14 protein-coding genes and 1 pseudogene are annotated in these 12345 nt (G+C 44.3%); 1 reads left to right on the top strand and 14 read right to left on the bottom strand.

Annotated elements, in window-relative coordinates:
- Positions 1-409 precede the first annotated feature (409 nt).
- The 14 genes and pseudogenes from ICN16_RS04865 to ICN16_RS04800 form a co-directional block, all read right to left on the bottom strand.
- A complete protein-coding gene (locus ICN16_RS04865; protein WP_216134972.1) occupies positions 410-838 on the bottom strand; it encodes a hypothetical protein in 429 nt (142 codons plus the stop codon).
- A 26-nt stretch (positions 839-864) separates the two neighbouring features.
- On the bottom strand, positions 865-1191 hold the full coding sequence (locus ICN16_RS04860; RefSeq protein ID WP_216134970.1) for a hypothetical protein: 327 nt from the start codon (positions 1189-1191) through the stop codon (positions 865-867).
- A gap of 9 nt (positions 1192-1200) precedes the next feature.
- Positions 1201-1668, bottom strand: a complete 468-nt coding sequence (locus tag ICN16_RS04855) for a hypothetical protein (RefSeq protein ID WP_216134967.1) — start codon at positions 1666-1668, stop codon at positions 1201-1203.
- Between the two features lie 228 nt (positions 1669-1896).
- Positions 1897-2124, bottom strand: coding sequence for a hypothetical protein (locus ICN16_RS04850; protein ID WP_216134964.1), 228 nt, complete (start codon positions 2122-2124; stop codon positions 1897-1899).
- 414 nt (positions 2125-2538) lie between these two features.
- Positions 2539-2745, bottom strand: coding sequence for a hypothetical protein (locus ICN16_RS04845; protein WP_216134961.1), 207 nt, complete (start codon positions 2743-2745; stop codon positions 2539-2541).
- Positions 2746-2775: 30 nt separating this feature from the next.
- A pseudogene (locus tag ICN16_RS04840) lies at positions 2776-2919 on the bottom strand (sigma factor-like helix-turn-helix DNA-binding protein); the annotation flags it as partial.
- Between the two features lie 179 nt (positions 2920-3098).
- Positions 3099-3425 carry a DUF1810 domain-containing protein gene (locus ICN16_RS04835; protein ID WP_216134955.1) on the bottom strand — a complete coding sequence of 109 codons (327 nt, stop codon included), beginning with the start codon at positions 3423-3425 and terminating at the stop codon, positions 3099-3101.
- Between the two features lie 63 nt (positions 3426-3488).
- Positions 3489-4079, bottom strand: a complete 591-nt coding sequence (locus ICN16_RS04830; protein WP_216134952.1) for a hypothetical protein — start codon at positions 4077-4079, stop codon at positions 3489-3491.
- The gene (locus tag ICN16_RS04825) at positions 4069-4434 is read right to left on the bottom strand and encodes a hypothetical protein (RefSeq protein WP_216134950.1); all 366 of its coding nucleotides are present in this window, start codon (positions 4432-4434) and stop codon (positions 4069-4071) included. Before ICN16_RS04825 ends, ICN16_RS04830 begins: the two co-directional genes overlap by 11 nt.
- 256 nt (positions 4435-4690) lie before the next feature.
- The gene (locus tag ICN16_RS04820; protein WP_216134947.1) at positions 4691-6727 is read right to left on the bottom strand and encodes an AAA family ATPase; all 2037 of its coding nucleotides are present in this window, start codon (positions 6725-6727) and stop codon (positions 4691-4693) included.
- A 272-nt stretch (positions 6728-6999) separates the two neighbouring features.
- Complete coding sequence (locus tag ICN16_RS04815; RefSeq protein WP_216134932.1) at positions 7000-7986, bottom strand: site-specific integrase; 987 nt, start codon at positions 7984-7986, stop codon at positions 7000-7002.
- Between the two features lie 160 nt (positions 7987-8146).
- Positions 8147-9514 (bottom strand): NAD(P)(+) transhydrogenase (Re/Si-specific) subunit beta, encoded by a 1368-nt coding sequence (locus ICN16_RS04810; RefSeq protein WP_216134929.1) that lies wholly within the window; start codon positions 9512-9514, stop codon positions 8147-8149.
- 32 nt (positions 9515-9546) lie between these two features.
- Positions 9547-9885: a proton-translocating transhydrogenase family protein gene (locus ICN16_RS04805; protein WP_011903634.1), complete on the bottom strand. Its 339-nt coding sequence runs from the start codon at positions 9883-9885 to the stop codon at positions 9547-9549.
- 24 nt (positions 9886-9909) lie between these two features.
- On the bottom strand, positions 9910-11040 hold the full coding sequence (locus ICN16_RS04800; protein WP_216134926.1) for a Re/Si-specific NAD(P)(+) transhydrogenase subunit alpha: 1131 nt from the start codon (positions 11038-11040) through the stop codon (positions 9910-9912).
- A 175-nt stretch (positions 11041-11215) separates the two neighbouring features.
- On the opposite strand from ICN16_RS04800, the gene mnmA reads away from it, so the two are divergent.
- On the top strand, positions 11216-12331 hold the full coding sequence (gene mnmA / locus ICN16_RS04795) for a tRNA 2-thiouridine(34) synthase MnmA (protein ID WP_216134908.1): 1116 nt from the start codon (positions 11216-11218) through the stop codon (positions 12329-12331).
- Positions 12332-12345 lie beyond the last annotated feature (14 nt).

Below are 12345 nucleotides of genomic sequence, written 5' to 3'. Positions count from 1 at the left end.
CCCCGATTAAAAAAGTAACTTCATTATGGATTTTAGAACATAAAGACTAATCTGGGGTGAGCAAAGTTTAAAATTTATTTCTAAGGGTAGTCCCTGATAAGCCAGCAAAGCCGTCTACTGATTTCAAAATACTTATTTGCCTTCAATCTAGAGCCGCCATCGATCCGAATATCTAGTAACAAAGAATTTTCTTAATGATTAAAGTAGGCCAAAGAAGTATGCTGAAAGTGAAAGCGAATAGATGCCCCAGGATGTTGGCACTTTGAAATGAGAATGAACCATCATCACGTAACTCATGTAATTTATCGTGAACAACCTCGGAAATATCTTTTTCTTTATGCTCGTAAGATATATAAGATGCTGCTGTAACAATAACTCCTATTGCTAAATAAAAGTAGATGTAAATCATTTAAAAAGCTTTCTCTATTTTTGAGCATTGGAATATGTCGTCGGATGGCATTTCTGGATACTTCATTTGTAAGGTGTACCTATTAATTTCGATTGATTTATAGCTTAATGAGTGAGACTCGCCAAAAATTGTTTCGTCATTAATTTTGGTGATCTTAAATATGGTGGCACTTTTATCAGGGTTAAATGGTTGAGTTTTATACTCCTTGCCTTTTTCGCGATAATATTTCTCGTTCCATCTCTCAAGATAGTCAGCAGATGCCTTTTGAAGAACATTCTTATCAATTATTGTTTTTTGCTTTAAGTCTATCTTTAGTGTTCCCCATTCCTTTCCACTAGGAAGGTTGCATGCCAGAGAAGTGGTTTGCGCATATGTAGGCAGAGGTAAGATAAGTAACAGTGAAAGCAAGGAGGTAGGTATCAATTTCATATGGGTCACATTGTTTGATCAGGTAATTAGAACTGCCTTGTTCGTGCAGGTGTTTGATTTGGTATTTGTGGATCTGACCCACTTAGTTGTCCAAAGATTTCTCGTAGTCTAGCGTCTGAATTCTTTTCTAAAGCATCTAATCTTTGTATTTCTCTTGTACCGTATTGCTTCCTGTTTTCTAGACGTTGCTGCAGGATAAGCATTTGGACATTTGCAGCATTTGACCCACTAGATAGCCCTCGATTTAAGCCATCTGTAAAACCCCCAGCAAATGCGCCTGCATTCTGCGCTTGGACATTACTTGTAATTAACATCGTCACCAGTAGGCTTGAATATAAAAAGTTTTTTTTCATTGAGTTACCTTATTTTGGCGCTCTATCAAATAGGGTCGTAACAGCAATATTTACATTTTCAACAGTATTATTGTTCTTGCTATCTATTGATAGTTTTGCTTTGTAAACCTGCTGTGGTGGATTTGTTGATGAGTAGGCAATTAAAAGAAAAACTTGCTCATAGTTAGCCGCTATTCCCAACTCATTCGCATAATCAAATAAAACGAAATATGTTGGCACTTCTTGACGTGGATTAACTGATTTCACCCCCATTTTATTGAGTTCAGTTGTTATGTGGTTCTGTATAGCTACGGTTTCAATTTTCCCCGCTTTATCTTTATCTAATGGGTAAATGGCCACAGTTGAGCCTTGCAGGCTGGCTGGCAGAGTACTTAATACTTTTGAGTGCGCCCAGTCGATGCTTGAGTTTGCACAACCCTGTAGTCCAACAATTAATGCACTGCAAGCAAGTATTATTTTTATGTTTGAGAAGCTCATTGAACTAATCTGCCTTTCTTAGCTTCAAGTGATAGTCGGTCGGTATGGTGTGGTTTGGAATTCGATTGATAATTAGCTTCGGCTTATAGGTTCCATCAGTTATTTTTGCCTTTACTTCTGCATTCAGTAATGCCCTGCGAGCTGAAAATTGCACAGAGAGCGGGTAGTCATTTATATCTTCTGGGTCATCTTCTATCAAACTGTGATTATTTCTATTCATTCATACCCTTAAATTGATTTGTATTTCCATTCCAAAAGTCTCTCAGCATAGTTATCAATGAATCGAGCAAAGTTATGCTTGCCGCCATTGACCTCAAGTTCCTCAACCATGTGGTCTTCCAGCACAATATCCAGCAAATCAATATATTTAGTCGTTTCCTCTTCTGAGTGATTTGGGAGATCGAGCCTCAATTGGGCGACTATTGAGTCAAATTTATGTTTATCCAGGATATCCATTTATCTTCCATAAGGCCTTATTGGCTGGATGGGGGCGGGCCCTATAGTTGTTGCTGAACCTTGCGGCATCCCATATTGATTGTTGTAGTAGGTGGTGCCCCCCGACTGTGTGGCAGTCCCTTGCGGCATCCCATATTGATTACTGTAGTAAGTTGTATTTCCTGACTGGGTAGCCGTTCCCTGGGGCATTCCATATTGGTTCGAGTAGTAAGTAGTGTTGCCTGTCCGTGTTGCGGATCCCTGAGGCATGCCATATTGATCAGAGTAATAGGTTGTTTGAGCGAGAGATATGCTTGAGATAAAAACAGTCATAAGGAATATATTTTTCACCTTAAATGTCCCCAATGTAAGTTAAGTCTTGTTTACTAATACCCAGCGCTTTTCGTCTTGCTAATGTCTTTACTTCGACCCCCCCTAATCAGTATCTTGATCTAGCCATCTACTGAATGACCCGCTGGGTGTAAATCTGCAAATAATTTTTTCTGGCTTGCAAGTACCGTCTGTAATTTTTGCCTGAGTAACAGCATTTAGTATGGCTCTAGTGGCTTTAAATCGTGCTGAGAGGGTGGGTACATCTTCAATGTGCTCTGAGTCATCTTCAGTTGAGTAAGAACTATTCATATGCGCTTCCTACGGGTAGTTATATTGGGGTTAGATAATTTGATTTATGTGCTTCAGGTTGCGAAGATCTAATTGTTTTTGTAGTTTGATGAGTGCCTTGGCCTCTATTTGCCGAACTCGTTCACGAGTGACACCAATAACATCTCCTACTTCTTTGAGTGTTAAGCCATCGGATGGGGACTTGGGTTTGATCTGGTGTTCCATATGCCAGGCAGATTCCTAAGTGCTTATAAAAAATAGTCTTATAACCAGCATACGCTATCTTCATTTCACTATATGAGATAGATGAATAAACTTACCAATAGGTCTCACATCGCTAGCCGTAGAGAGGTGTAGTAAGGATTGCGGAGTTTTTAACCCATAAATTGGCTAAATAGAGCTTTGCAGCTACGGTATTTCAGTGCATCAGTTGGGCTGAATATCTGTTCTGGAGTCTTGCCACTGTTTTCTACTAGACCAAAACATTCTCGCAATCTTTTACCCAAAATGGGGTGATCCCAGTATTCCTTTGCTTGCTTTTCGTCTTCTATTGCATAACGTACTGACATGGGGCTAGTGCCAAGGCCTTTTGGTTGTGGATAAATAAACCACATCCAGTGAGTTTGCTTGCGGCAATTACGTAGTTCATTAAGAACTTGATCATATATTGGGTTTTGAGCTTCAAGGAAGTGATCGAGCATAAAACTCCTTTAAGGATGTGATGGATGGCTTTATTCCCTGGGCAGGGTGTTAAGTGGCGGGGGTTATTCGTTGTTTTGGCGCTTAAATGCCTCCTCTAGAATTTTTTCGCATAAATTTCTAGTGCTCTCCAGATATTCTTTGGCTGCAGGGTTGTACTTAAACAAGCGTTTGGCGTATTTGCCCTTTCCAGTCGAATAGTTAACGTCAGCTGAATCGAGGGCGACTATAAATGCCCTTTGCAATTTTTTGTATTCAGATCTTATGGTGTGCAGGGGATCAGCTGAATCTAAGGCGATAAATGCAGGCGAGAGCCTATCAAAAATTGAGCTATCTAAATTCTTGATGATGCGACATGCATCTTGATCTGTTTCAAAATACGATTTCTCTCCCTTTATGTACCATTGATTTTGGTAATACCTTATTTTTGTCAGCGCCTCATAAATATGGTGTTCTGCTAATAGGATTTGCCCTTGGAATGACTCCCCACTTATTTCACATTCCCTTAGTTTGCGGGTGAAGTCCAGTCTTTTACCGCGATAGGTCTTAGCGAAAGCTGCCGAGTCAAATGCGCCACTACGTGGGTAGTTAAAGACTGATTGGTTTTGTAGCCTCGCGGCCACTCTTGCTGCAATAGTATTGTCTTTATTGATCATTTTTTGTTCCTATAAATTTCCAATAACGTTGATTTCGACTGGCATTAGTCCAGCTGCGCTTATGTTCAAACCCATGCTTTCGCAGTAACTGAGCCACTTCTTGCAGTGCAGGGCGGCTTCGGTATTTACCAGTGAGCAAAGCTAGTTTGATGACTTCTATAGTTGTGTAAGATCTTTGTAGCTGCGCTGGCGTGAGCGATTGAATCCACAGCACTAACTTTTCTTCAAGTGTGTATGTGGGTAGGGTGCTGGCTGAGCCCTTCTTTAAGTCAGATGCAGCCTCTTCTTTTAGGCGTTGAATCTGGAGATACAAAGGGATGTTTGTGAGTGGTGGCAGCATAGGGTTAGAGCGCATGCAAAGTCCCCTTAGACGAAGGATCGGTGACGTGTGGGTAAGGGCACGCACCGTCCGTAAGGACGTAAGAGAAAATTACCCGGCGCAAACCCTTATATTTATTGGCCCCGGCGCCAGGTTTTGAGATGCTTAATTTACCTGGGGGTAAAAACCCGGCGCAAACGTATATCCAGCTTGGTTTTACGCCTGGTTTTTGAGTCTTCCGCAATGTTGCACTTGGCAGTTTTCTTACCTGGGGGATGTGATGTAGCGTCATTTAAACCCCCTCCGAAACAATCAGAACTCCTGCAGTATTTTTGGGCAAACCCAACTCTTTACGTTGCTCATCTGAAGGTATTTCTAGTTTGACCATGTCTTTGTCAATCAACTCTTGAATGGCAGAGATAACTGCTTTTTCACTGGCCTTAAATACACCTTTGGTACCTGCAAATCCCTTGATCTTGTTGATAGTTAGGCCTGAATGACTTTTCAGGTATTCAATGAGTCGTTTTTCAAGAGCGTTATCTCCTGGCTTTGATAGGGTGGGTTTAGCTAACTCAACAGGCTCGAGCACTGATACCGAGTGATGCTCCACAGTGCGTTTTAAAAACCAACCAACTCTTCCCATTGCACAATAGTTAGTCTTAATAATTTCCAGTGAAACGTAGTTTTGTCTTGCCTCTACTTCGATCCCAAGAGATTTAGCGTCTGCATCACCCATGGTGCGAACTAAAGCAACCCAACGAGCGTTATCAACAATTGCAGTAGAGCCTGAGACATCCCCTTGATTGGAATTGTGATCAGCCTTCATTGAAGCTTTATTGGTATGGGTTAAAACAACTAAACCTGCGCCAGTCTCTGAAGCAATGTGCTGCATCTCTCTTGTAAAGACAGTTGCTTGAGCGGAGTCATTCCAATCTACGCTGGCAATCATCCGGGCATGATCAATGATGACAAGACACCTATCAACACCAGTTTGCTGTTTAAGCTCATTTACCGCATTGATCAGCACGATGGATTTTCCAGTCGGTTCGGCATTTCTTCCGACCATCTTCACCATATGCACATCTTGACCAACCAGACTAAATACCCTAGTGTTTCTGAGCGCCTGCTCCTGCTTTTCCTTGGGAAGGTTTTCGATAGCAGCGCAAAATCGAGCATTAATCTCAGCTTCACTATCTTCACAGGCGAGCATGAGTACACACGTTTCTTTGCATACCCTGTCTGCGAATGATCCACCAATTGATGCTTGTGTCGCTAGAGATATGATGAGGTTAGTCTTTCCAACCCCACCCCAGCCTGCTAGTGCGCTGTATGTACCAAGGGGAATAACATCAATCCCAGCAATAAATGGTCTTTTAGGTGATGAGGCAACAAGCTTAATGAGCCCTGAATTTAAATTGAGCTCAAACTCTTTCTTGGTGGTGTGTGCAGCGTCAATTGGTTCCACTATGTAGGGGGTCGATTTTTCTTCAGCGTAGCGTCTAGCAATATCTAATACTTGCCATTCTTCTAAAGGAGGATTTAGCTTTTTGTGATTAAAGGCCAGACACGCTTCTTCAATTTCGTCTTGAGATAATCCCTGCGCTCTTAAGTGTCCGGCATGCTTTAGGATCCCAATATTACGTCCTTCACCATCATTGATTAGTTCTGGCTCTTGATATGACTCTCTTTGAAGATGCGCCAGTAGATCGCCATTAATGTCTGCAGATTTGGTTGATCTAAACCACTCTTGCTCCAGAGCTTCGATATTAGATGGTAGGGTAGTTATTTGGCCGCCTTTGCTCTTCCCGGTGACAGTTAAGAACCGACCGCTCGAATACATTTCACGACCATTTTTATTGCCACCTTTAAGTGGCCTTGTATGTAAGCCGAACCATCTAATTCCAGTGCCAGAGGGTGAGATTTCCCAATATGGCTGACACAGCGCCTTTAAATCACTCTTTGCTTGTTCGCTTATTACCAGTTTGCTGTCTTTAATGGTTATGCACTCATCGATGTCTCCACCAATCAGGTACAAAGGCTCGCCATCATCGGTATAACCGTAAATACCTGGGTTGGTCGGAAGATCGATGGCAATTCCGGCGAGTTGGAACTTATTTGAGTCGTAGCTTTGGTATGCGGTCTCTAGATCAACATGATGGTTAACATCGTGAGCATTAATTACTGTGCCCTTGATATTGGCGGGTAATTTTCCATACCTACCATTTGGTTTTGCACCACTTTTTTTCCAACAAATCCAGTTTGACCGCTTTTTTAAGAGCTCCGGAATTTTGCTTGGGGTTGGTGTTAATACATTTATTTGTTGGTTCACTTGAATCTCCAAAACTTTCTAGTTTTAAAAGTTGGAGGTCAAGCTATAAAAGACAAGCCCCCCAACGCTGTTGGAGACCAATCTTTTTTAAGCTACCGTTTGGACTAAGGCAAACGACTACCGCTGGCTAGTTTATGCTCTGCATTTTGGGACAGCCGCCCCGTTCGATGGTCAATGCAATTTTCATTGTACCCCTAGATTCAACCATAAATTAATAGACATTGCTCAACTTTCTTATGCTATGAAAATATACACACCTTTGATTGAATTAATTACCCAAGCTTTTGTGCGAGAAGTTCGGGGTTTGGATGATAGTAGCGCTTAAGCATTGCAAGGCTCTTATGGCCAGACACGGCTGATAGTTCAATGAGGTTTGGGAGCTTTTCAGCAAGTCGTGTTATGGCCATGTGTCTCAGGTCGTGGAAATGAAAATCACTAAGTTCCGCTTTTATCCTGGCTCTCTCTATTGCTGCTGACAAAGCTGTACGATTTACTGGAAAAACTTCTCCATGTAGATTTCTTGGCAGGGTTTTCAGTATTTCAACTGCAGCCGTGCTGAGTGGCACTGTGCGTGACTCACCATTTTTAGTGAGTGGAATAAAGGCTATGCGTTTTTCGAGATCGATCTCCTCCCAACGTAGCCCCAGTATTTCGCCTCGTCTCATGGCGCTCTCCAAGGCAAATTTTGTCAAGGGCAGTATCCAGTGGTTCGCATTCTTTACCCTGGGAGTAAGTGCTGTATACAGTCGACTAAGCTCCTCTTCATTGAGAATTCGATTTCGCCCCTGAGGCATTGGGGGCTTTTTAACCATCGGAATTGGATTGATGATGCTAATACCCCATTCCCGCTTTGCATGGTTGATGATGGCAGAAAAGTAAGCGAGTTCATGAATCAGTGTGGCTGGAGCGATAACCTTTGCCCTCTCATCACGATACTCCGCTACTTTTAAAGGGGTGAGGGCAGTCATGCGTAGTTGAGCTATGGGACGTTTTGCTAGCGCTTTAAGCCGGTAGGAATGTTCCTTATAGCCACGACCCTTGCTTACGACCTCCTGAATATAGCGCTGTATAACTTCGCTAAACGTCGTTCTGTCGGCGAATACCGAATTGGTGTAGCTGCCCTTATCTATATCGGATTCAATTTGCCTTGCCCACCGTTCAGCATCTTGCTTAGCTAAAAAAGATTTGGTGATTGGTGCATAGCCTTTTCTGATAATTCGGGCTTGCCATTTGCCTTGACGATTGCGTATTGATGCCATGTTTCCTCTCCAGTTGGACAGGAATTGGACAGAATCGTTTTTATGCTGATTTGTAGGTGTGAAAATGGAGTGGAAAGTAAGTTATTGCTAACCCGCTTTTAACCACCCCATCTGATTCTTATTACATTTAGGTTTGGACTAAATGCATCTCGCTGTTTAATTAACTTACAGACTTCACCATATCTTCAACAACTTTTTTCGCATCACCGAAGACCATCATGGTTTTATCCATATAGAAGAGTTCGTTATCAAGGCCGGCATAACCAGCCGCCATTGAACGCTTGTTCACAATAATGGTTTTAGCTTTAAAGGCTTCTAAAATTGGCATTCCAAAGATTGGGCTACCTGGCGTACGAGCGGCTGGGTTAACAACGTCGTTTGCGCCAAGTACTAACACCACATCAGCCTGACCAAAATCGCTGTTGATGTCTTCCATCTCAAACACTTGATCATAAGGAACTTCAGCCTCAGCTAGGAGTACGTTCATGTGACCAGGCATACGACCTGCCACTGGGTGAATCGCATACTTCACGGTCACGCCATGATGAGTTAACTTCTCTGTCAATTCTTTAAGAGCATGCTGAGCACGAGCAACCGCTAAACCGTAACCAGGAACAATCACCACGGTGTCAGCATTCTCCATGAGAAAAGCTGCATCTTCTGGAGAGCCAGTTTTGTAGTTCTTTGGACCACCATCATCAGCGCCGCCAGCAGAAGCTTCAGCGCCAAAGCCGCCAAGCAATACTGCCAAGATGGAGCGGTTCATTGCCTTACACATGATGTAAGACAAGATCGCACCAGAGGAGCCTACGCAAGCACCAGCAATAATGAGTACTGGGTTATTCAATGTGAAACCAATACCTGCTGCTGCCCAGCCGGAGTAGCTATTGAGCATAGACACAACAACTGGCATATCAGCACCGCCGATTGGGATGATCAAAGTCACGCCCAATACCAAAGCAATCGCACACATTACTAGGAATGCTTCGTGGCTGCCGGTCATGAAGTACATCACGCCACCAGAAACCATGCCAACAGCAAGAATCAGATTGAGTAAATGTTGACCAGCAAAAGTTACTGGCTTGCCACTAACCTTGCCGGATAGTTTTCCGAAGGCGATGACAGAGGCGGTAAAGGTAATTGCGCCGATAAATGCGCCGATAAAGAGTTCAATCTTTTGCGCGCCGGTATGGTCATGAGCTGGGTTGTATACCGCTGCAATCGCAATCAACACGGCTGATAAACCAACAAAGGAGTGCATAAGCGCTACGAGCTCTGGCATCTTGGTCATCTGGACGCGCTTAGCGGCAAGCGTTCCAATGATGGCGCCACCAACAATCGCACCAATAATCAATGAGAAGACTGGCTTAAAGTCGGGGATCATAAAGGTGGTGATCACGGCAAGTAGCATGCCGATCATGCCGAAGGTATTGCCTTGGCGTGATGTTGTTGGTGATGACAGTCCACGCAAAGCGAGGATGAACAATACCGATGAAATGAGATAGGAAATCGCTGTTATGTTTGACATTATTGTGGTCTCTATAAGATCTTGTTCTAGTTTTACTTAGTTCCTGCCGCATCAGCTTTAGGGGCTTTTTTCTTGAACATTTCAAGCATGCGACGGGTGACCATAAAGCCACCAAAAATATTGATGGATGCCAAGAAGACCGCCACTGCACCAATGATGCTGGTGAGGGTGATCTCATCGCCACCAATCACTTCAGTTTGAAGTAAGGCACCAACAATAATGATTCCAGAGATGGCATTAGTAACTGCCATGAGTGGCGTATGCAGTGCAGGAGTGACATTCCAGACCACGTGGTAACCAACAAATATAGCCAGCACAAACACGGTGATGTTTTGGACTGTGAGGATGCTTTGAAAAGCAGCGAGATCCATGATATTTCCTTTGAAAATTCTGTATTAGTTTTTGCGGACAGCTTGGCCGTCACGACACATGAGGCAGGCAGTGACGATGTCGTCATCGGTTGGGATGACTAACTTCGCTTCTGGATCAACAATGAGTTTCATGAAGTCGAGTAGGTTGCGTGCGTACAAAGCAGAGGCATCTGCAGCCACCATGCTCGCAAGATTCGTGTAACCAATGATCTTCACACCATTTTTTTCAACAATCTTATCTGCCTCTGTCAAAGGACAGTTACCTGAACCGTTATCACCACGACCAGCTGCTAAGTCGATCACGATAGAGCCCGGTTTCATATTGGCAACGGTATCGCTATGCAGTAAGACTGGTGGCTTGCGACCTGGAATCAAAGCAGTAGTAATCACGATGTCAGCCTGCTGGGCACGTTCGGCAACCAGGGCTGCTTGACGCTTCATCCAGGCTTCTGGCATTGGGCGGGCATAGCCACCAACACCTTGAGCGATTTCACGTTCTTCATCAGTCTCATAGGGAACATCAACAAACTTCGCGCCGAGAGATTCGATTTGCTCTTTAGCGGCAGGGCGTACATCAGATGCTTCGATGACAGCGCCTAAGCGCTTCGCTGTTGCGATGGCTTGAAGACCGGCAACACCAGCACCCAAGATCAGCACGCGTGCAGCTTTAACTGTTCCTGCTGCAGTCATGAGCATTGGCATAAAGCGCTGATATTCATTAGCGGCAACCATTACCGCTTTGTATCCTGCGATATTGGCTTGTGAAGATAAGACGTCCATACTTTGAGCGCGTGTAGTACGAGGGGCAGCCTCTAGCGAGAATGCAGTCACGCCTTGTGCGGCCATAGCGGCAATGTTGTCGTTATCAAATGGATCGAGCATGCCAATCAGCACGCTGCCAGATTTAATTTGTTTGAGCTCAGCAGCTTCAGGTGCGCGCACCTTGAGAACGATTTCTGCTCCAAAGGCATCGGCTGCACTTCCAATGCTTGCGCCAACTGCTTCATACGCAGAGTCTGGTTGACTGGCTGTAACGCCTGCATCCTTTTGAACAACTACTGTATGGCCTTGGCTAATCAGTTTCTTTACAGTTTCTGGTGTGGCGGCAACACGAGTTTCCCCGGTTCTCATTTCCAGCGGTACGCCTATGCGCATGGCATGTCTCCAAATGCTAATGTTTCAAAAAATCTATTTTAGGTATATATACGCGAATACACATATATATGGATACCCTTATGTTTTATCCACCTCAGTTCAGCTCTCGAGGCTAACTTGAGTTAAGGCTTCTACAATGGGGTTTTCAGCTTATATTGAATTCTCGCATTTTTTGATGATCCCGCTCAATTCTTCCTCAATACCCGCTTCAAAGCCATCCAAAGTCGTCGTTGGGATGTCTGGAGGGGTTGATTCGTCCGTTGCAGCCTGGATGCTGAAGCAGCAAGGCTATGAGGTAATTGGCCTTTTCATGAAAAACTGGGAAGACGATGACAGTGATGAATACTGTTCCGCACGCCAGGATTGGCTTGATGTTGTTTCGGTAGCCGATCTCATTGGGATAGATGTTGAGGCAGTGAACTTTGCCGAGGAATATCGTGAGCGCGTATTTGCGGAGTTTTTACGTGAATATGCCGCTGGTAGGACACCCAATCCAGATGTATTGTGCAATGCGGAAATTAAGTTCAAAGCCTTTTTAGATCATGCTATGAGCTTGGGTGCAGATGCCATTGCGACGGGGCACTATGCGCGGGTGCGTCATGAGGGTGGTCAGACACAATTATTAAAGGCGCTTGATGCAAGCAAAGATCAAAGTTATTTCTTACATCGTTTAACCCAAAGTCAGTTAGCAAATGTTCTTTTCCCTCTGGGGGAGATCCCAAAGACGGAAGTGCGGAAGATCGCTGAGCAAATTGGTTTACACAATGCGCGTAAAAAAGATTCGACAGGGATTTGCTTTATCGGCGAGCGTCCCTTCCGTGAGTTCTTAAATCGATACTTGCCCCGCACGCCTGGACCCATCAAAACCCCTGAAGGTAAAACGGTGGGAGAGCATATGGGTCTTGCCTTCTTTACCTTGGGGCAGCGTAAAGGCATTGGCCTAGGCGGTAGTCAAGATGGCAATGGCGATGCTTGGTATGTTGCACGCAAAGATGTTCTTAACAACACCCTTTATGTTGCTCAAGGCCATGAGCATCCATGGCTACTGGCTAATCAGCTATCTGCGATTGACGCTAGTTGGGTTGCTGGCGCAGCTCCTACGCCAGGACAATATTCAGCAAAAACCCGATATCGCCAAGCAGACTCTGCGTGCTCGCTTGCAGCAGGATTGGAAGGGCCCCTCAGTTTTGAATTGGCTTTTCCGGAGGCCCAGTGGGCAGTGACCCCAGGTCAGTCTGCCGTTTTGTACGACGGTGAAATTTGCCTAGGCGGCGGAATTATTTCCGCCTAAATAAACCTTTCCCA

This window comes from Polynucleobacter sp. es-MAR-4 (genome assembly GCF_018882055.1).
In the GTDB taxonomy this organism is placed as follows: domain Bacteria; phylum Pseudomonadota; class Gammaproteobacteria; order Burkholderiales; family Burkholderiaceae; genus Polynucleobacter.
The sequence above is the reverse complement of the archived record's forward strand: the minus strand, read 5'-3'. Positions and strand labels throughout refer to the sequence as shown.